Annotated in this window: 19 protein-coding genes; 7 read left to right on the top strand and 12 right to left on the bottom strand. The window is 69.0% G+C overall.

Annotated elements, in window-relative coordinates; translation table 11 throughout:
- Positions 1 to 8: 8 nt before the first annotated feature.
- The 9 genes from AAEP80_RS05785 to AAEP80_RS05745 form a co-directional block, all read right to left on the bottom strand.
- Positions 9 to 1,034 (bottom strand): YihY/virulence factor BrkB family protein, encoded by a 1,026-nt coding sequence (locus AAEP80_RS05785; protein WP_420366304.1) that lies wholly within the window; start codon positions 1,032 to 1,034, stop codon positions 9 to 11.
- 2 nt (positions 1,035 to 1,036) lie between these two features.
- A complete protein-coding gene (locus AAEP80_RS05780) occupies positions 1,037 to 1,501 on the bottom strand; it encodes a hypothetical protein (RefSeq protein ID WP_420366303.1) in 465 nt (154 codons plus the stop codon).
- 128 nt (positions 1,502 to 1,629) lie between these two features.
- Positions 1,630 to 2,694 (bottom strand): Gfo/Idh/MocA family protein, encoded by a 1,065-nt coding sequence (locus tag AAEP80_RS05775; protein ID WP_420366302.1) that lies wholly within the window; start codon positions 2,692 to 2,694, stop codon positions 1,630 to 1,632.
- Positions 2,695 to 2,876: 182 nt separating this feature from the next.
- Positions 2,877 to 3,770, bottom strand: a complete 894-nt coding sequence (locus AAEP80_RS05770) for a prenyltransferase (protein ID WP_420366301.1) — start codon at positions 3,768 to 3,770, stop codon at positions 2,877 to 2,879.
- The gene (locus AAEP80_RS05765) at positions 3,767 to 4,165 is read right to left on the bottom strand and encodes a lycopene cyclase domain-containing protein (RefSeq protein WP_420366300.1); all 399 of its coding nucleotides are present in this window, start codon (positions 4,163 to 4,165) and stop codon (positions 3,767 to 3,769) included. The genes AAEP80_RS05770 and AAEP80_RS05765 overlap by 4 nt, the downstream gene beginning before the upstream one ends.
- Entirely contained in the window at positions 4,162 to 4,497 is a 336-nt protein-coding gene (locus tag AAEP80_RS05760; RefSeq protein ID WP_281266744.1) for a lycopene cyclase domain-containing protein, read from the bottom strand. Before AAEP80_RS05760 ends, AAEP80_RS05765 begins: the two co-directional genes overlap by 4 nt.
- Complete coding sequence (crtI, locus tag AAEP80_RS05755; RefSeq protein WP_420366299.1) at positions 4,497 to 6,203, bottom strand: phytoene desaturase family protein; 1,707 nt, start codon at positions 6,201 to 6,203, stop codon at positions 4,497 to 4,499. The genes AAEP80_RS05760 and crtI overlap by 1 nt, the downstream gene beginning before the upstream one ends.
- A complete protein-coding gene (locus tag AAEP80_RS05750; protein ID WP_420366298.1) occupies positions 6,200 to 7,135 on the bottom strand; it encodes a phytoene/squalene synthase family protein in 936 nt (311 codons plus the stop codon). Before AAEP80_RS05750 ends, crtI begins: the two co-directional genes overlap by 4 nt.
- Complete coding sequence (locus tag AAEP80_RS05745) at positions 7,132 to 8,190, bottom strand: polyprenyl synthetase family protein (RefSeq protein ID WP_413602997.1); 1,059 nt, start codon at positions 8,188 to 8,190, stop codon at positions 7,132 to 7,134. Before AAEP80_RS05745 ends, AAEP80_RS05750 begins: the two co-directional genes overlap by 4 nt.
- A gap of 21 nt (positions 8,191 to 8,211) precedes the next feature.
- On the opposite strand from AAEP80_RS05745, the gene idi reads away from it, so the two are divergent.
- Positions 8,212 to 8,745, top strand: a complete 534-nt coding sequence (gene idi, locus AAEP80_RS05740; protein ID WP_420366297.1) for an isopentenyl-diphosphate Delta-isomerase — start codon at positions 8,212 to 8,214, stop codon at positions 8,743 to 8,745.
- A 68-nt stretch (positions 8,746 to 8,813) separates the two neighbouring features.
- On the opposite strand, the gene AAEP80_RS05735 is transcribed toward idi, so the two are convergent.
- Complete coding sequence (locus AAEP80_RS05735) at positions 8,814 to 9,674, bottom strand: hypothetical protein (protein WP_420366296.1); 861 nt, start codon at positions 9,672 to 9,674, stop codon at positions 8,814 to 8,816.
- Here AAEP80_RS05735 and AAEP80_RS05730 point away from each other — a divergent pair.
- The 6 genes from AAEP80_RS05730 (at position 9,652) to AAEP80_RS05705 (ending at position 17,230) form a co-directional block, all read left to right on the top strand.
- Positions 9,652 to 10,341 (top strand): glycerol-3-phosphate responsive antiterminator, encoded by a 690-nt coding sequence (locus AAEP80_RS05730; protein ID WP_420366295.1) that lies wholly within the window; start codon positions 9,652 to 9,654, stop codon positions 10,339 to 10,341. The two genes, AAEP80_RS05735 and AAEP80_RS05730, sit on opposite strands and share 23 nt — an antisense overlap.
- Before the next feature lie 124 nt (positions 10,342 to 10,465).
- Positions 10,466 to 11,521, top strand: coding sequence for a magnesium and cobalt transport protein CorA (locus AAEP80_RS05725; protein ID WP_420366294.1), 1,056 nt, complete (start codon positions 10,466 to 10,468; stop codon positions 11,519 to 11,521).
- A 148-nt stretch (positions 11,522 to 11,669) separates the two neighbouring features.
- Positions 11,670 to 12,692, top strand: a complete 1,023-nt coding sequence (locus AAEP80_RS05720; RefSeq protein ID WP_281266737.1) for a LacI family DNA-binding transcriptional regulator — start codon at positions 11,670 to 11,672, stop codon at positions 12,690 to 12,692.
- 555 nt (positions 12,693 to 13,247) lie between these two features.
- Entirely contained in the window at positions 13,248 to 14,771 is a 1,524-nt protein-coding gene (mmsA, locus tag AAEP80_RS05715; RefSeq protein ID WP_413603046.1) for a multiple monosaccharide ABC transporter ATP-binding protein, read from the top strand.
- Entirely contained in the window at positions 14,768 to 16,060 is a 1,293-nt protein-coding gene (gene mmsB / locus AAEP80_RS05710; RefSeq protein WP_413603000.1) for a multiple monosaccharide ABC transporter permease, read from the top strand. The genes mmsA and mmsB overlap by 4 nt, the downstream gene beginning before the upstream one ends.
- A 63-nt stretch (positions 16,061 to 16,123) precedes the next feature.
- A complete protein-coding gene (locus AAEP80_RS05705) occupies positions 16,124 to 17,230 on the top strand; it encodes a substrate-binding domain-containing protein (RefSeq protein WP_420366293.1) in 1,107 nt (368 codons plus the stop codon).
- Between the two features lie 390 nt (positions 17,231 to 17,620).
- On the opposite strand, the gene AAEP80_RS05700 is transcribed toward AAEP80_RS05705, so the two are convergent.
- A complete protein-coding gene (locus AAEP80_RS05700; protein ID WP_420366292.1) occupies positions 17,621 to 17,950 on the bottom strand; it encodes a DUF86 domain-containing protein in 330 nt (109 codons plus the stop codon).
- Positions 17,947 to 18,462: a helix-turn-helix domain-containing protein gene (locus AAEP80_RS05695; protein ID WP_413603002.1), complete on the bottom strand. Its 516-nt coding sequence runs from the start codon at positions 18,460 to 18,462 to the stop codon at positions 17,947 to 17,949. The genes AAEP80_RS05700 and AAEP80_RS05695 overlap by 4 nt, the downstream gene beginning before the upstream one ends.
- Positions 18,463 to 18,470 lie beyond the last annotated feature (8 nt).

Here is an 18,470-nt window from a genome sequence, read left to right as displayed (position 1 = left end):
TCCGGGAGCTATCCCCGGCCCTCGCGGATCTTGATCCCGTCGAGGACGTCCTGCGCACGCTTCTCGTCCTGCTTCTCGATCTGCCGGGTGTCGCGTTCCGGGAGCTGGATGTCCTCCTCGGCACGGATGCCGGCCTGCAGCTGTCGCCCGCGCTCGAGCTCCGCGTCGAACTCCGCGCCGAACAGCAGCGCGTTGTTCGTGATCCAGACCCACAGAAGGAACACGATGACACCACCGAGGGACCCGTACGTGGCGTTGTAGTTCGAGAAGTTCGCGACGTAGAACCCGAATCCGACACTCGCGACGACGAGGATCAGGATCGCGAGGATCGACCCGCCGCTCACCCACCGGAACTTCGGCTGCTTGACGTTCGGCGACCAGTAGTAGAGCACCGCGACGACGATGATCGCGACGACGAGCAGGATCGGCCACTGCACGATCGACAGCACCGTGACGGCCACGTCGCCCAGCCCGATCGTGTCGCCGAAGCTCCGCGCGATGGGCCCGCTCACGAGCGCCAGCAGTCCGATCACGAGCAGGAGGACCGTGAACAGCGTGACACCGAGCATCGTGGGGCGGAGCTTCCAGATCGGCCGGCCCTCGCGGACGTTGTAGATGCGGTTCATCGCGCGGCCGAACGCGCCGACGTACCCGGAGGCCGACCAGAGCGCGCCGACGACACCGACGATGAAGGTGATGGGTGCTGCGGGTGACCGGACGAGGCTGTTGATCGGGTCCTCGAGCAGTGCTGCGACCTGCGTCGATCCGACGTTCTTGACGATGTCGAGCAGGGTGTCGACGACGGACTGCGCCTGCCCCACGAGGCCGAGGATCGACACGATCGCCAGCAGCCCGGGGAAGAGCGCCAGGACCGTGTAGTACGTCAGGCTCGCGGCGAGGTCGGTGCACTGGTCCGCGGAGAACTCCCGGAGCGTCTTCTTCAGCGTGTAGACGAGCGTGGGCTTCGTCAGCTCCGTGGGGCTGTCCGCCTTCCGGGGGTCGTCCGGGTCCGGCTTGTGGTGCTCTCGCGCCATGGTCAGATCCTCTTCGCTCGCTTGGCGGCGCGCTTGCCGGCCTTCTTCGCCTGCTTCTGCACCGTCTTGCGGCGCTTCTCGGAGGCCTTCTGGTCCTGCAGCACCGGGTTGTGCTTGTCGTCCTTGCGGGCGAACACGGGCACGCCCTTCGCGGTCCCGTCCTTGCTCACCTTGACGGGCTTGAACACCGGGACGGGAGCCGGGGTGCGGAGTGCGTCGAGGCGCGCGGCCGGGGAGTTCCGGATCCGGACACCCACCACGATCGCCGCGATGCCGGCCGCGGCGGTCGCGGCGAGCGCGACGAGCGGGGTGGGGTCGCGGTGCCAGCGCTGCTTCGTCTTCGCGATCGCGAGGCGGGTGCGCGCGGGGACGTCCACCTTGTGCCGGATGCGTTCGACGGTGTCGGTGATGCGTTCACGCGTGCGGACGTTCGCGAGTTCGAGCTCGGGGAGACTGTCGTTCGCCATACATCGTTCGTACACGTCGCGAGCCGGACGCGGCCTTGGCTGCGTCCGGCTCGCGCGTGGCGGATGATCGGTGTCGGCCCGGTCTCGGCCCGGTGTCCGCTCGGTCTCGGCCCGGTGTCCGCTCGGTCTCAGCTCGGGACGACGACGTCCTCTGGCAGGCCGGACGCCGCTGAACGGGTGGCCGCCTCCATGAGCGCGAGGCTCCTGAGGTTGTCGCGCCCGCTCGTCTCCGGGACGTCGCCGCCGGACACCGAACGAGCGAAGGCCTGGAGCCCGCCCTGCCGGTCGTGGTGCTCCGCCGTGGGGAGCTCGACGGACGTCCGAGCGGCCTCCCCGGACGCCCGACCGGACCCCTCGGGCTTCCGGACGGTCACGCGGTCCCAGCTGACGTCGCCGGGCTCCCCGCCCCGGCTGGTGAACTGGAGTTCGCCGTCCTCGCCCTGGATGCTCCACTCGCCGGCCCACGGGGTGTGCTCCCCGCGGCTGAGCCAGCTGCCGCGGTAGCTGACGACGATGCCGTCCTCCATCTCGATGAGCATCGACGCGACCGCCTCGTCCTGGTACTTGCTGAAGGACGGGTAGGTGGCCCTGGCGTAGACCCGCACGGCCTCCTTGCCGGTGACCATGCGGAGCAGATCGAAGTGGTGGATCGCCATGTCGTTGATCATCGCGTGCGGGAACCGGTAGTGCGGGTGGTCCTCGAACGCGCGGTCGTTGTCCCACTGGCGGAAGTCGATGTTGATCGCCGAGAGCTCACCGACGGCACCGGCCGCGAGGAGGTCCTTCGTGACGCGGGGCGCCGGGTAGTAGCGGTAGTTCTGGCTGACCTGCAGCACGAGACCGAGCTCTTCCGCGAGGTGCACGGCCTCGGCGGCTTCGGCGGCACTGTTGGCGAAGGGCTTCTCGACCAGGACGTGCTTGCCGGCGGCGAGGGCCTCGAGGGCGAGCGGCACGTGCGTGACGGCCGGGGCGGTGATGACCACGGCGTCGGCGTCGACGGTCTGGAGCGCGTCGGTCAGGGAGCCGAACGCGGCGGATTCCGGCAGCCCGAGGTCCTTCCGGACGGCCTCGAGCGTCGGCGCACTCGGGTCGGCGATCCCGACCACCTCGACCTCCGACACCGCGGGAAGTGCGGTGCGGGCCCAGCTGCCGCCCCACCCTCCGAGACCGACGTGGATGATGCGGACCGTCATGCGTGCACTCCTTCGTGTTCGACTGCGCTGTCGTCGCGCGCGTCCAGTCTGTCAGGCGCGCGGTTCCTTCCCACAACGCATGCCACGGGAGGTCGTTTCGCGCGTGGGTGGTCTGGAATCCAGGACACCTACGCGCGATTCGACTTCCTCCGCGCGAAGCGACCCGCGCCGCGCGCCACAGCTCAGCGCGTGAACGCGTAGGCGATGAGCGCCATCGTCACCAGGAAGCCGGCGAGGTAGTTGATCCACAGGAACCGCTTCCACCCCGCGTTCGCCGACTCGGCGCCGTCGTCCGTGACGTTCCACCACGGCAGCACGTTCAGCGCGTACGGGATCACGACCACGGCGGCGATCGGCCCCGGGAACGCCGAGAACAACAGCGCGACCCCGGCCACCACGTACGCCACGAACGCCAGGCGCACGGTCGCCCGCGCACCGATCACGGTCGCGACCGAGCCGATCCCGCCTGCCCGGTCGGCGAGCACGTCCTGCACGGCGCCGAACGCGTGCGAGGCGACGCCCCACAGGAAGAACGCCACGCACACGGCGACGAGCTGCCCGGTCCAGTGCGTCCCGGCGAGCGCGAGCCCGTAGACCGCCGGCGACACGAAGTGCGTCGACGACGTCAGTGAGTCGAGGAACGGCTTCTCCTTGAACCGCAGCCCCGGTGCCGAGTAGGCGATCACCGCGAAGACGCTGATCGCGAGGACGAGCCACGACCACGGGCCGCCCAGCAGCACGAGCGCGACGAGGAAGGGCACGTTCGTGATGACGACCGCCCAGAGTGTCGTCCGGTGGACGCTCTTGTCGAGCAGCGCCCCCTCGACGCCGCCCTTCCGCGGGTTCCGCAGGTCGGACTCGTAGTCGAAGACGTCGTTGATGCCGTACATCGCGAGGTTGTACGGCACCAGGAAGTACACGACGCCGATCAGGAACGCGAGGATCGAGAAGTGCTCCCCGCTGCCGAGCAGGTAGGCGGCGCCGAACGGGTACGCGGTGTTCACCCAGCTGATCGGGCGCGACGAGGTGAACAGCGCGCGCATCGTGGACTGCCGGGAGGCCGGGGTCGCCGTCATCGGTCGTGCTCCTGTCCGGTGGGTGGCTGGGTCTCGTGGTCCGCCCCGTGGCTGCGGTCGAACAGCACCCAGAGGCTCGGCAGCAGGACGACGGCCGCGATCGAGTACGCCAGGTCCTCGATCGGGATCGCCCCGATCTTCACGCCGCTGATGAGCGCCGGGTCGTAGGCGACGACGCGGAGCGTGACGATGACGTTGTCGAACACGATCGTCATCACGAGCAGCACGACACCGGCGACGAGCCCGGTGACCACGCCCGTGCGGCGTCGGCGGTGGACGTCTCGCCCGAGCCGGCGCTGGCGACGTGCCGCGACCACCGCTGCCACGATCCCGACCACGGCGACGACCCCGAAGAACGGCAGGCTGAGGAGCGCGTACGCGCCGGAGCCGGTCACCGGTCCCCCGCCCGATCGAGCGCCCTGGCCACGCGGGGCCGGATGAACCCGATCAGGTTCATCGTCGTGTAGCCGAGCAGCAGCAGGAAGAAGACCTCTTCGAGCGGGACGTCCGGCGCCAGCAGGACGCCGGTCAGCAGGCGCTGCTGCCCGATGAAGAAGATGCCGAGCCCCACACCAGCGGCGTCCCAGACCAGGAAGAACGCGACGCCGACCGCCATCACCGCCGCGGCCCGCCACGGCGCCCGCCAGAAGAACAGTCGGAATCGCGCGTCGAGCACGGTCATCCCGGTGAGCGCCACGAGGAGCCCGAGGAGGTACAGCCCTGGCATCAGGTCGTCGCGGCCGGGGTCGTGGTCGGAGGCGGCGGCGTGGTCGGCGTCCGCCGCGGCGCTCGCTTCTGCGGGCGGGGCGGGACACCGTCCGCACGCTCGAGCGGCGTCGGCAGCGGCTCGGTCGAGGTGTCCCCGTGGATGCGCTTCAGCAGCACCTCGGCGCTGATCAAGCACATCGGCAGCCCGATGCCCGGGATCGTCGAGGACCCCGCGTAGTAGAGCCCCTCGACCTTCTCGGAGGCGTTGCCCTCACGGAAGAACGCACTCTGCTTGAGCGTGTGCGCCGGCCCCAGCATCGAGCCGCTCCACGCGTTGAAGTCGTCCGCGAAGTCCCGGGGACCGATCGTCTTGCGCACCCGGATGCGGTCGCGGAGGTCCGGAACGCCCGACCGTTCGGCGACGACGTCGATGGCGCGGTCCGCGATCTGCTCGACCTCGTAGTCACCGGCGCCGTCGACCCCGCCCTTGCCGATGCCGACGTCGGCGGGGAGCGGCACCAGGATGAACAGGTTGCTCGATCCCCGCGGTGCGACGGTCGGGTCGGTCTCGGACGGGGCGCAGACGTAGATCGACGCGGGGTCGGGCACGTGCCGGTCGTCACCGAACACCGCGCCGAAGTTCGCCTTCCAGTCCGCGGTGAACACCAGCGTGTGGTGCAGGAGCCCAGGAACCGGCCCGTCGACGCCGAGGTAGACGAGCACGGCGGAGGGCCCGGGGTCGCGCTTCTTCCAGTGCGACTCGTCGTGCGTCCGGTGCTCGCGGTCGAGCAACTGCATCTCGGTGTGCCGCAGGTCGGCGGCGCTCACGACGACATCAGCCGGTGCGACGTGCTGCGCTCCGCGACGGTCGCGGTGGACGACGCCGGTGACGTGGCCACCCTCGACCTGGATCCGCTCGACCTTGGCGCCGGCGATGATCTGCGCGCCCTCGGCCCGGGCGACGCGTTCCACGGCCGCGATGACCTCGGTGATGCCGCCCTTCGGGTAGAGCACCCCGTCGGCGAGGTCCAGGTGGCTCATCAGGTGGTACATGCTCGGCGCGGCATACGGGCTCGTGCCGAGGAACACGGCCGGGTAGCCGAGGATCTGCCACAGTCGACGATCCCGCACGGCGGACTCGGCGAACGTCGACAGCGGCTCGATGAGCAGGCGCGCGAGCTTGCCCATCCGGAGCAGCACGTCGGGAGCCGCGAGCTTCCGGAAGTCCTGGAACGTGCCGTACAGGAAGCGCCGGACGGCCATCTCGTACGTCTCGGCAGCGGAGTCGAGGTACTTCGCCATCCGGGCGCCGGCCCCCGGCTCGATCGACTCGAACAGTGCGAGGTTGTCCTCGCGGGAAGCCCGCAGGTCGATCGGGTCGTCGTACCCCTCGCTGTAGACGCGGTACCCGGGGTCGAGCTTCACGAGGTCGAGTTGCTCGTCGGCGCTGGTGCCGAGCAGCTGGAAGAAGTGGTCGAACACCTCGGGCATGAGGTACCACGACGGCCCGGTGTCGAACCGGAAGCCGTCCTGCTCCCACGACCCAGCGCGGCCGCCGAGCTGGGTGCGCTGCTCGAGCACGGTGACGGCGAAGCCGTCCCGCGCCAGCAGTGCGGCGGACGCGAGTCCGCTGATGCCGCCGCCGATCACGACGGCGCGACGGACGGGGACCTTGCGGGCAGTGGACGGCTGGTTCTTCGGACTGGAGGCTCGTGGCGGGGTCATGAGGGGCCTCCAGTGTGTCCTGTGGTCACCGTGCGCGACCGCAGCGGCGCGCGACCGGCGAGCACCTGCGCGGCGAGCCGCGCCTTGACGGGGTTCGGGACGCGCACGCGCGTCGTGATCAGCCGGTCCGCCGGGGTGACGGCGATGCGGTCGTTCAGCTCCTGGAACAGCGCGTGTGCGAGACCGACCGCCTTGCGGGCGTCCCGCGGCAGCAGCGGGACGGTCCTGGCGGCGGTGTCGAGGTCGGCCTGGACGTCCGCGACGAGTCGGTCCTTCGTGGCCTCGTCGAACGTCCGCACGTCGACGCCGGGGAAGTACGACCGGCCGAGCACCTCGAAGTCGGCGTGCAGGTCGCGGAGGAAGTTCACCTTCTGGAAGGCGGCGCCGAGCGCCCTGGCACCCTCGACCAGCACGGACTCGTCGAAGGTCGGCCGTCCGGCGCGGTACACGAACGCGCGGAGGCACATCAGCCCGACGACCTCCGCCGAGCCGTAGACGTAGGCGTCGAACGAGGCCTGGTCGTGCTCGGTCTGCTCGAGGTCCATCCGCATCGAGGCGAAGAACGGGGCCGTCAGCTCCGCGCCGAACCCGATCGTCCTGGCGGTCCTGGCGAACGCGTGCACGACCGGGTTCACCGAGAACCCCAGGCGCATCGCGCGTTCGGTGTCCGACTCGAGCTCGTCGAGCACGGTGCGGGCGAGGTCCGGCGCGAGCCCGGCCTCGGTCGCGGGGCCGTCCACGACCTCGTCCGCGACGCGGACCAGCGCGTAGACGTTCCTGATGTGCTCCCTGGTGTCCTTCGTGAGCAGGCGCGATGCCAGGCCGAACGACGTCGAGTAGCGCTCGATGACGACGGAGGACGCCGCCTCTGCCGTGGCGTCGTAGAGCGGGAGCCGCGCGGTGTGCGTGCTCCCGGCGTTGCTGGAGGTCACCGGACGCGCTCCACCAGCTCGGACACGAGCGTCTCCAGCCGGTCCGCGAGGTCGTACGGCAGCGCTGCGAGTTCGGCGCGGGCCAGGGCCGTGTGCTCCTCGACCCGGACGAGCGCAGCATCCCTGGCCCCGCAGGACGTCAGGAGCGCGCGCATCGCACTCGCACGTTCCTCGGTCAGGTGCGGGTCCCCGAGGTACGGCGCGAGCTCGGACCAGCAGTCGGTCGTGGCGGCGTAGGCGATGAGCATGGTGCGCTTGCCCTCGCGCAGGTCCCCGATGGCGGTCTTGCCCGTCGCGGCTTCGTCACCGAACACCCCGAGCAGGTCGTCGACGATCTGGTAGGCGATGCCGATCTCACGGCCGAAGGCACCGAGCGCGGCCACGATCGACTCGTCCGCGCCGGCGAGCACCGCACCGGACTGCAGCGGCGCCTCGAACGAGTACACGCTCGTCTTCGCCCGCTCCATCTGGAGGACCTCGTCCACCGTCGGCATCACGCCGTGGCTCAGGTCGACGTCGGCCATCTCGCCCGCGGCGCTGGCGAACACGGCGTCGTCGAACAGGTCGAGCAGTCGGGTGCGACGGTCGCCCGTGACACCGCTCGACTCGATGAATCGCGGGGCTCCGGCGAGCGCCAGGTCCCCGGCGATCACGGCGGCGCTCATCCCCCGGTGTTCGGCGATCGGCAGCGGGAGCCCACCCGTCGTGCCCGTGTCGCGGAAGGCTCCTGCGACGTTCGGCTGCCCACGGCGGGACCAGTCCCGGTCGATGACGTCGTCGTGCACGACGAGCGCGGTGTGCAGCAGTTCGTACGCAGCCGCGATGTGCGACGCGGCGTGCACGTCGTCACCGCCGAGCCCGGCGTACGCGGTGAGCACCATGCGCGGGCGGAAACGCTTGCCGCCCATGCTCGCCTTGCGGAGCACCCGCCAGAGTTCCTCGGACGGACGCCCGAACGCCTGTGCCCTGCCCGAGGACACCGTGAAGAAACGCTCGAGGCACGCGTCGACCAGAGCGAGGTCGATGTGCGCCACGGTGGCCGCTTCGTCCGTCATTCAACTAATCTATCGAGACAGATGAGCCAATTCCCGGAAACCGTGGTGCTTCTCGCCGACGACCGTACCCCGATCGGCGTGGCGGACAAGTTCACGGTGCACACAGACCACACGCCCCTCCACCTGGCGTTCAGCTGCCACGTGACCAACGAGGCGGGCGACATCCTCGTGACCCGTCGTGCGCTGGCGAAGAAGACCTGGCCGGGGGTGTGGACGAACTCGTTCTGCGGACACCCCGGTCCCGACGAGTCGTTCGAGGACGCCATCGCCCGCCGGGCCGCACGCGAGCTGGGCATGACCCTGCACGGCATCGAGGAGGTCCTGCCGGACTTCCGCTACCGCGCGGTCGACGCGTCCGGCATCGTCGAGAACGAGGTCTGCCCGGTGTTCCGCGCGGTCGCCGACCACGACCCGGAGCCCGCCGACGACGAGGTGTCCGAGTGGGTGTGGCTCTCGGAGGAGAAGCTGCGCGCCGCGGTCTCGGCAGCGCCGTTCGCGTTCAGCCCGTGGCTCGGCTGGCAGCTCGCCGAACTGCCGGTCCGCGCGCTCGACTGACCTCGTCCCAGAACGAGTCGTGGCGCGCGAGTCTTCCTCGCGCGCCAAGACTCGTCAGCTCGCGACCGTCACGACCAAGCGTTCGAGACGCACTTCGCAATCGTCCCGGTGGTGAACCCTGCCGCCGCGGCGAGGCATGGCGCACAGAGCACCGCCGTCGCGCATGCAGCACCGCACGCCACACCCAGAATCGCGATCACGGCCCAGCTGATCCCGATGCTGTTCAGGCAGTTGTTGAGCCGGTTCCAGTCAAGGCCGTGAGTCCCGATGGACGACTGCTGAGCTTCGGCGCTCCCTTCCGTGAGCTGGACGTTCTTCGTGAGTGTGCCGTCCTGCCACATCGCAAAGTGCGCTTCTGTGGCCGACACCATCCCCGACGCCATCTCCGTCACGGACGTCGCCCCTCCCGACGTCAGGAAGGAGACCTTGGTCATCGCTGGAATGTCGGTCCCGCTCAACGGAACAGACACCACCGTCGAGCTTTCGTAGTCGTAAGCCGTCGCAGCAGCCCAATCCATCGTCAGGCCCGACCTCGGCTCGTATCGAATGCGCTGCGCATCACCGATCGCCATCTCAGCCGATGCCGGCGCCAATTCGCTGAGTTCCGACGCCAGTCGGCCGATGTGGCCCGCGCCGGAGTACCCGCCGAGTTCGTCGACTTCTGCCGCCCGAGCGGATGTCGGAGCTATCGCCCCAACGAGCGCAATCGCTGCGGCATCAGCAGCAACGAACGCCGTCGCCGAGATCACAGCGGTCCTCGCCTTCCCGCGATGCGGCTTCTTCCTGACGACGAGAGCGACGATCAGCCCCGCCAGACCGAGCAGCCACCACGCAACCGCCACCTCGCGAAGCACCGGCACGAAGGCGAGCGCCATCACACCCACTGAAGCGATCACGAGTCCCACCGTGATCGAGTTCCCCTTTTTCATGACACCCCTATGTGTAATATTCAGAGTACTGAACGTCAGCAGGTTAGTACTCCCGAACAGGGGTGGGCAAGCCACGCAGGCGCCGCTCCACGCCCGGGCGCGTGGGTTGTCCGACGAGCGCCACCGCGCGCCCACCCCGGGCATCGTCGATGGTGCGCATGACGATGGCGCATCGCGACACGGGTTCGCCGCGCGGGATGTCGTCGTGACGTGGATCACCCGGCACTCCGTGGCCGACGCGGTCCTCTCCGCGAAGTCGAACCTCGTCCGCGCCGCCAAGCGCGCCGGACTGGTCGCCGTGCAGCGGTTCTTCCTCGTCGACTCGTTCTCGTACCACCAGCTCCCCCGGGTCGTCGAGCAGGCGAGGCCCGACGCGATCGAGATCCTCCCTGGCTGCATGCCGTGGGTGATCACCTGGCTTCGGGACGACACCGACGTGCCGGCCATCGCGGGCGGACTCGTCTGCGACAAGGCGGAGGTGATGCTGCCCTCGGCGCCGGTGCCGTGGCGGTCGCGTCGTCGAAGGCGACGTCTGGGGCATGTGGCCCGTCGGCGCTCGTGTTCGTTTGGGAATCGCGGACGACAGGCGTACGCTCGGCGGTTGGCTGCGGGACACTCCGCGGCGCAGGACGAACCAGAAGGGCAGGTGAGGCGCGATGTCGGGTGACCATCCTCGCGCGGGCCGGCTGACCCTTCCGGTCGCCCCCGTGCCCGTGTCCTAGATCCACCGCCCCGCAGCGGTTCTCCCGCGCGGACTCGCGCCTGCCTGCTCCCGACCGAAGGAGCACAGCATGGCAATGATCGACAACGCGATCTACGTCGACGGACGTCGCGTCGAGTCGTCATCGACCCTGTCGCTCGATGCACGACGGGACTGCGACCTCGCGTGGATCGGGCTGCTGCGCCCGGACCCACGTGAGCTGGAGTCCGTCGCGACGGAGTTCGACCTGCACGAGAACGCCGTCGAGGACGCGATGAAGGGCCACCAGCGCGCCAAGCTCGAGCGCTACGGCGACACCCTGTTCGTGGTGCTGCGTCCGGCCTGGTACGACGCCGACCAGGGCACGGTCGAGTTCGGCGAGGTGCACCTGTTCGTCGGGGGCCGCTTCGTGGTGAGTGTCCGGCACGCCGATCGCCCGGACCTGGCCGCCCTGCGCGCACGTGTCGAGCAGGACCCCGAGTTCCTCGCGAAGGGATCGGAGGCGGTGACCGCCGCGGTGCTCGACGAGGTCGTGGACGGCTACGCCCCGGTCGTCGAGGTGCTGCAGGACGAGATCGACGAGATCGAGGACCAGCTCTTCGCCGGCCACGTCGCCGCCGACGTCTCGAAGCGGATCTACCAGCTCCTCAGCGAGGTCCTGGCGTTCCAGCGTGCGACGAAGCCGGTCCCCGCGATGGTGAAGGGGCTGCTCCGGGGCGCCGACAAGTACGCGGTCGACGAGGACGTCCAGCACCGGCTGCGCGACGTGATGGACCACGCGCTGCGGGTGACCGAACGCATCGACTCGTTCCGCGCCCTGCTCGAGAACGCCCTGACCCTGCACTCGACCCTGGTGTCGCAGGAGCAGAACGAGGCCATGCGGCGGATGACCAGCGCGAGCCTCGCGCAGGGCGAGGAGAGCCGGCAGCTCGCCCGTGCCGCGCACCAGCAGGGCGAAGAGGTGAAGAAGATCTCATCGTGGGCGGCGATCCTGTTCGCGCCGGGGCTCATCGCCGGCGTCTACGGGATGAACTTCGACCACATGCCCGAGCTGCACTGGCGGTACGGCTACCCGGCCGCGATCGTCGCGATGCTCGCCCTGGCCGGCGTGCTGTGGGTGGTGTTCCGCAAGCGCAACTGGCTCTGACAGCGCGTCCGGGCAGCGCGACACACCGCCGCGCTGCCCGGACGTACACGCTCAGGTGGCGCCGAGCATCCGGACGTGCATAATGATCTGGCTCGGAATGTGAACGTGCACATGGGCGTGCCAGCAGACCGAGCGGGAACGAGTAGCAATGGCGTCGACGCGGGCACAGCAACCGCGATCGCCCAGCATCCGCGATGTCGCGCGGGTCGCCGGGGTGTCGCACCAGACCGTGTCGCGGGTGCTCAACAACTCGGACGCGATCCGCGCCGAGACACGGGAGCGCGTGGTCGCTGCCATGGAGCAGCTGCAGTACCGGCCGAACCGCGCAGCACGCGCGCTGGTGACGAGCCGGACCCGGACGATCGGGGTGCTGACGGCACAGCGCTCGCACTACGGCCCCGCGGTCACGATGCAGGCGATCGAGGACTCGGCCGTCGCGCGCGGGTACTCGGTCACGACGGCGAACATCGCCGAGCCGACCGACGCCGCCGTACGCGACGGGCTCGGGCACCTGCTGGACCAGGACGTCGAGGGCATGATCGTCATCGCGCCGCAGCAGCGGGTGTTCGACCTCATCGAGGAGCTGGGCGTCCGGACGCCGTACATCACCCTGCGCTCGAGCATCGGCGAGGACCCGACGGCGCTCTGGGTCGACCAGATGGAGGGCGCGCGCCTGGCCACGGCGCACCTGCTCGACCTCGGCCACGAGTACATCAGGCACATCGCGGGACCGCAGGACTGGATCGAGGCCGACGCCCGCATGCAGGGCTTCCTCCGCGAGATGTCCGACCGCGACAAGCCCGTGCAACCGCCGATCCTGGGCGACTGGACCGCGGACTTCGGGTACCACGCCGGCCGCGAGCTCCTTCGATGGCGGGACTGCACGGCGGTGTTCTGCTCGAACGACGCCATGGCGCTCGGGGTGATGCACGCGGCGCGGTCGTACGGGCTCGACGTGCCGGGAGACCTGTCCGTGGTGGGGTACGACGACATCCCGGAGGCGAAGCACTTCTGGCCGCCGCTGACCACCGTGCAGGTCGACTTCGCGGAGCTCGGGCGACGCTGCGTGGACCTGCTCCTCCCCCACGAGGGCGATGTGCTCCGCCCGATCGAGATCGTCCCCCAGCTGGTGGTCCGCGCCTCCACCAGCGCGCCGCGGCACCGCGGGTAGCGGACCGTTCCGCGCGGAGGAGGCTGTTCCGCGCGGGCGGTCGTTCCGCGCGGAAGAGGCCGTTCCGCGCGTAGGAGGTCGGAATTTTCGACCTCCTACGCGCGATTCGGCTCCCCACGCGCGATTCGGCCCACCGCCGAGACCGGCCAGAACGGCGGACGGGAGGCTCGTGGCCAGGCCGCCCCGAGCCTCCCGTCCGATGCCCGCCACGCCGGGGAAGCGACCCCACATCGAGGGTCACCGTGCGGCCCGACGGCGCGGAACTGCGGGCCGTTACCGAAACGCGACCAATCCGAATTGACACCCGCGCCGACGCCGTGCGTAGTATTACCTCCGTTCCAGCCGATGTGACCGTTCACATGGACCGTCACACAGACTGGGACACCGGACGCGACAACGAAGTCCACACAGACTCCCTGTGCCTTCGCTGCCGCTCGCAGAACCACCGAAGGACTGCCGCACCGAAGCGGCAGAAGGAGATGCACAGTGGCGTCAAACCCGATCGACACCGGACTCGAGACCCGGTCGATCACCGCACCCGAGACCATCCTCGAGATGCGGTCGATCACCAAGGAGTTCCCTGGTGTCAAGGCCCTCGCGGACGTCTCGCTCACGGTCCGCGCCGGTGAGATCCACGCGATCTGCGGCGAGAACGGTGCGGGCAAGTCGACCCTCATGAAGGTCCTGTCCGGCGTCTACCCGTACGGCACCTACACGGGCGAGATCGTCTACGAAGGCGAAGAGGTCCGCTTCAAGGACATCAAGCAGTCCGAGCAGGCCGGCATCGTCATCATCCACCAGGAGCTCGCGCTCATCCCGGAGCTCTCGATCACCGAGAACCTGTTCCTCGGCAACGAGCCGAGCCGCTTCGGGGCGATCGACTGGACCACGGCCCAGCTCCGCGCCCAAGACCTGCTCGCCCGCGTCGGCCTCGCCGACGACCCGGACACGCAGATCAAGAACATCGGTGTCGGCAAGCAGCAGCTGGTCGAGATCGCCAAGGCCCTGCACAAGGACGTCAAGCTCCTCATCCTCGACGAGCCCACCGCGGCGCTCAACGAGAACGACTCGCAGCACCTGCTCGACCTGATCGTCGGTCTGAAGGCCAAGGGCATCTCGAGCATCATCATCAGCCACAAGCTCAACGAGATCGAGCAGATCGCCGACAGCATCACGATCATCCGTGACGGCAAGGCCATCGAGACGCTCAACGTCAAGGCGGACGGCGTCAACGAGGACCGCATCATCCGCGGGATGGTCGGCCGCTCGCTCGAGTCCCGCTTCCCCGACCGCACCCCGAAGATCGGCGAGACCTTCTTCGAGGTCCGCGACTGGACCGTGCAGCACCCCCTCGACTCGTCCCGCCTGGTCTGCAAGGGCTCGAACTTCCACGTGAAGCGCGGCGAGATCGTCGGGTTCGCCGGGCTCATGGGCGCCGGCCGCACCGAGCTCGCGATGAGCATCTTCGGCCACTCCTACGGCACGTTCCTCGGCGGCCAGGTCTTCAAGGACGGCCAGGAGATCAAGCTCAACAACGTCCAGCAGGCGATCGACGCCGGGCTCGGCTACGTGTCCGAGGACCGCAAGGCCCTCGGCCTGAACCTGCTCGACACCGTGAAGCGCTCGACGGTGTCCGCCGACCTGCACAAGATCTCGAAGGCCGGCGTCGTGGACTCCCTCGAGGAGTACGACGTCGCCGAGAAGTACCGGAAACTGCTCCGCACCAAGGTGCCGACCGTCGAGGAGAACGTCGGGAAGCTCTCCGGCGGGAACCAGCAGAAGGTCGTCCTGTCGAAGTGGATGTTCACCGATCCGGACCTGCTCATCCTCGACGAACCGACCCGCGGCATCGACGTGGGCGCCAAGTTCGAGATCTACGGCATCATCCAGCAGCTCGCGGCCGAGGGGAAGGGCATCATCCTCATCTCGTCCGAGCTTCCCGAACTCCTGGGCCTCTCCGACCGGATCTACACGATCTTCGAGGGCCAGATCACCAACGACGTACCGGCCGACCAGGCCGATCCGGAAACGCTCATGCGCAGCATGACCTCCGCGCGGAAGGGCGCACTCGCGAAATGAAGAACTTGAGACTGCTCTTCGGTAAGGGCAACAGCATCGGCCAGTACGGCATGATCATCGCGTTGATCGCGATCCTCGCCATCTTCTCGGTCACGACGAACGGGCTCATCCTGGAGCCCACGAACGTCATCAACCTGTTCCTGCAGTACTCCTACATCCTCATCCTGGCGCTCGGCATGGTGATGGTGATCATCGCCGGCCACATCGACCTGTCGGTCGGATCGGTCGCGGCGGTCGTCGGCATCGTCGTCGCCCAGTCGATGGCCGTGTGGCACTTCCCGGTGTGGGCCGCGATCGTCCTCGGCCTGGTGTGCGGCGCCCTGATCGGCGCGTGGCAGGGCTTCTGGGTCGCGTTCGTCCGGGTCCCCGCGTTCATCGTGACGCTGGCCGGTCAGCTGATCTTCCGCGGTGCGAACCAGATCATCGGCAACTCGACCTCCGTCCCCGTGCCGGACAGCTACACGACGATCGGCGCCGGGTTCATCCCGGACTTCGGTCCGGGTACCCCGTTCTCGAACGGCACCGTCCTGATCGGTCTCGTCACCGTCGCCGCGCTCATCATCATCGAGGCGCGCGGGCGGTCCCGTCGCCGGAAGATGCAGGCAGAGGTCCCGCCGCTGTGGGTCTCGGTCGTCCGCACCGGTGTGCTCGTCGCCGTGACGCTCGTCGCGACGTACCTGTTCGCAGCCGGCCCCGTCGGCACCTCGGTCCCGATCGTCGCGATCATCCTCGGCGTCCTGACGATCATCTACGGCTTCGTTACGAAGAACACGATCTTCGGCCGCCAGGTCTACGCCGTCGGCGGCAACGCCAACGCCGCGATCCTCTCCGGCGTCAGCGCGCGGAAGGTCAACTTCTTCGTCATGATGAACATGTCCGTCCTCGCCGCGATCGCCGGCATGGTGTTCGTCGGCTACTCCGGCGCGTCCGGTCCTGCTGACGGCACCGGCTGGGAGCTCGACGCGATCGCCGCCGTGTTCGTCGGTGGTGCGGCCGTCGCCGGTGGTGTCGGCACGATCTCCGGGTCGATCATCGGTGGTCTCGTCATGGCGCTGCTGTCGAACGGCCTGCAGCTCATGGGCATCGAGTCGAACAAGGTGCAGATCATCCGTGGTCTCGTCCTGCTCGTCGCCGTCGCCTTCGACGTCTACTCGAAGTCGCAGGGGCGTCCGTCCCTGATCGGCGGCATGATGCGGCAGTTCCAGCGCAAGGAGACCCAGCAGGACGCTGTGGCCGCGCAGCAGCCGAAGTCCATCGAGGACCAGCCCGAGAAGATCACCCTCCCCTAGCTCACCCATTCCCCACAGCGGGGCTCCGGCCCCATTCCTCCTCAACGAAGAGAAAGCAATCACATGCGCAAGAAGATCGTCGCCGGCCTCAGCCTGGCGCTCATCGCGGGTCTCGCCCTCAGCGGCTGCTCCGCACGTGGCTCGGACTCCGGCAGCGGTTCCGACGCGGCCATCAAGAAGGGCGACCTCATCGGCGTGGCGCTCCCGGCGAAGACCTCGCAGAACTGGGTCCTCGCGGGTGCCGCGTTCAAGAAGTCGATCGAGGACGCCGGCTTCAAGGCCGACATCCAGTACGCCAACGCCGGCAACCCCGTCCCGGACCAGCAGTCGCAGATCTCGGGCATGATCACCAAGGGTGCGAAGGCCGTCATCATCGGTGCGGCCGACGGCTCGCAGCTCACCTCGCAGGTGAAGTCGGCGAAGTCCTCTGGCGCCGTCGTCATCGCCTGGGACCGCAACATCCTGAACACCAAGAACGTCGACTACTACGTCGCGTTCAACAACTACAAGGTCGGCCAGCTGCAGGCCAACGCGCTCCTCAAGGGCCTCAAGGAGAAGAAGGGCAACGGACCGTACAACGTCGAGCTCTTCGCCGGTTCGCCCGACGACGCCAACGCGACCGTGTTCTTCAACGGTGCGATGAGCGTCCTGCAGCCGAAGATCGACGACGGCACGCTCAAGGTCGTCTCGGGTCAGACCACCTTCGGCAAGGTCAACACGCAGGGCTGGCTCGCGCAGAAGGCCCAGTCCCGCATGACGGACCTCCTGTCGCAGTACTACACGGGTGACACCAAGCTCGACGGCGTCCTGTCGCCGAACGACACCCTCGCCCGTGCGATCCTGACCGCGACCAAGGCCGCCGGCAAGGACAACCCCGTCGTCACCGGGCAGGACTCGGAGACCGCGTCGATCCCGCTCATCATGAGCGGCGAGCAGTACTCGACGATCTACAAGAACACCACGGAAGAAGCCCAGGCGGCCGTGGACCTGGTCTCGACGCTGGCCAAGGGCGACAAGCCCGACACCAAGATCGACAAGACGAACAACTACAACGGCGTGAAGACGGTCCCCGCGATCGAGCTCACCCCGATCCTCGTCACCAAGGACAACGCCGTCGAGGCCTACAAGGGCAACGACACCCTCGAGAAGCTGGCCGAGGCCGGCAAGTAAGCAACACAGCACCCGACAGGGCCCCGTCCGCATCGCGGACGGGGCCCTGTCCCGTTCCCGGGCGCGACGCCGAGTCTCGGCGCCGCAGGCCCGAGTCTCGGCCTCAGCGACATTTCTCGCGCCCCCGGGCGCAAGCACCGTCGCTGAGCGCGAGACTCGCATCCGGGCATGCTGCCGGGGTGCGCGGACCGGGCCCGGCCACCACCGGACGGGAGGCTCAAGGCGGGCCCGCCACAAGCCTCCCGTCCGGTGCGGCGCGAGCCGGTACCAGGGCCGAGACTCGGCCTCAGCGACAGTTCTCGGGCCTCCGACCACGAGAACTGTCGCCCAGGGCGAGACTCGGGGCCGGTACGCGAGACTCGGCACGCGAGCGCGAGCGCCGACGGGCAGCTACGCGTGGCGGGCACGCAGGCGGCGGGCCGCCTCGCAGAGGTGCGGGACGTCCACCCGAGCGGTCCCGAGCACGATTGCCGGCGTCGTGTCGAAGTAGCGCCGGGTGAGTCGTTCGCCGAGGAGCGAGACCCGCGACCACGGGATGCCCGGCTCGCCGGCCGTCACCGCCACCGGGAGCATCCGCACGGCCTCGCCGATCTCGACGAGGCGCATCCGGACCGCGTCGTAGACGAGGTCCTCCGGCAGCGACGTGTCCGAGACGTACCGGTCGATGACCCCGCACGCCCGGATGACGTCGTCGAGCCGCTCTGGGACGTCGCGGTTCACAGCGGCACCGCGTCCCGGACGACGTCCTCGCTCATGCCGGCCGCCGCGACGACGTCGACGCGCACGCCGAGTACCTGCTCCGCGGCGTCCTGGATGCGCATGAGGGCGAAGATCCCGAGCCCCGGCCGCAGGTCCACCATCAGGTCGACGTCACTGTCCGGGCCGTCCTCGCCCCGGGCGACGCTGCCGAACAGTCGCGGGTTCATCCCGCCGAGTCGTGTGATGACCTCGAGCAGCTCGAGTCGGGCGGCGGCGACTCGTTCGCGGAGCGGCGGCGGATCGGCGACGGGCTCCAGGTCGATGACGGTCATGAAGCCCGCGGCGAAGAGCAACCGCTGGAGCGCCGCGAGGGACGGCTCGCGTCGACCGTTCTCGTAGGTGCTGATGACGCTCTGCGTGACGCCCGCCCGCTTCGCGAGCTGGACCTGGGTCAGCTCGGCACGGTGTCGCGCGTCACGGATGAGGTCGGCCGCGGACAGTCGGTCCGCGGGTCGTGCAAGGACACCTGACATGACGCCAC

Source organism: Curtobacterium sp. L3-7 (assembly GCF_048756585.1).
In the GTDB taxonomy this organism is placed as follows: Bacteria; Actinomycetota; Actinomycetes; order Actinomycetales; family Microbacteriaceae; genus Curtobacterium.
This window is presented reverse-complemented; position numbering and strand designations above follow the sequence as displayed.

Excerpts from the sequence above, each read along its gene's own strand:
- AAEP80_RS05785 (WP_420366304.1), bottom strand. The coding sequence starts at position 1,034 with ATGGCGCGAGAGCACCACAAGCCGGACCCGGACGACCCCCGGAAGGCG.
- AAEP80_RS05780 (WP_420366303.1), bottom strand. The coding sequence starts at position 1,501 with ATGGCGAACGACAGTCTCCCCGAGCTCGAACTCGCGAACGTCCGCACG.
- AAEP80_RS05775 (WP_420366302.1), bottom strand. The coding sequence starts at position 2,694 with ATGACGGTCCGCATCATCCACGTCGGTCTCGGAGGGTGGGGCGGCAGC.
- AAEP80_RS05770 (WP_420366301.1), bottom strand. The coding sequence starts at position 3,770 with ATGACGGCGACCCCGGCCTCCCGGCAGTCCACGATGCGCGCGCTGTTC.
- AAEP80_RS05760 (WP_281266744.1), bottom strand. The coding sequence starts at position 4,497 with ATGCCAGGGCTGTACCTCCTCGGGCTCCTCGTGGCGCTCACCGGGATG.
- crtI (WP_420366299.1), bottom strand. The coding sequence starts at position 6,203 with ATGACCCCGCCACGAGCCTCCAGTCCGAAGAACCAGCCGTCCACTGCC.
- AAEP80_RS05745 (WP_413602997.1), bottom strand. The coding sequence starts at position 8,190 with ATGACGGACGAAGCGGCCACCGTGGCGCACATCGACCTCGCTCTGGTC.
- idi (WP_420366297.1), top strand. The coding sequence starts at position 8,212 with ATGAGCCAATTCCCGGAAACCGTGGTGCTTCTCGCCGACGACCGTACC.
- AAEP80_RS05735 (WP_420366296.1), bottom strand. The coding sequence starts at position 9,674 with ATGAAAAAGGGGAACTCGATCACGGTGGGACTCGTGATCGCTTCAGTG.
- AAEP80_RS05725 (WP_420366294.1), top strand. The coding sequence starts at position 10,466 with ATGGCAATGATCGACAACGCGATCTACGTCGACGGACGTCGCGTCGAG.
- AAEP80_RS05720 (WP_281266737.1), top strand. The coding sequence starts at position 11,670 with ATGGCGTCGACGCGGGCACAGCAACCGCGATCGCCCAGCATCCGCGAT.
- mmsA (WP_413603046.1), top strand. The coding sequence starts at position 13,248 with ATGCGGTCGATCACCAAGGAGTTCCCTGGTGTCAAGGCCCTCGCGGAC.
- mmsB (WP_413603000.1), top strand. The coding sequence starts at position 14,768 with ATGAAGAACTTGAGACTGCTCTTCGGTAAGGGCAACAGCATCGGCCAG.
- AAEP80_RS05705 (WP_420366293.1), top strand. The coding sequence starts at position 16,124 with ATGCGCAAGAAGATCGTCGCCGGCCTCAGCCTGGCGCTCATCGCGGGT.
- AAEP80_RS05695 (WP_413603002.1), bottom strand. The coding sequence starts at position 18,462 with ATGTCAGGTGTCCTTGCACGACCCGCGGACCGACTGTCCGCGGCCGAC.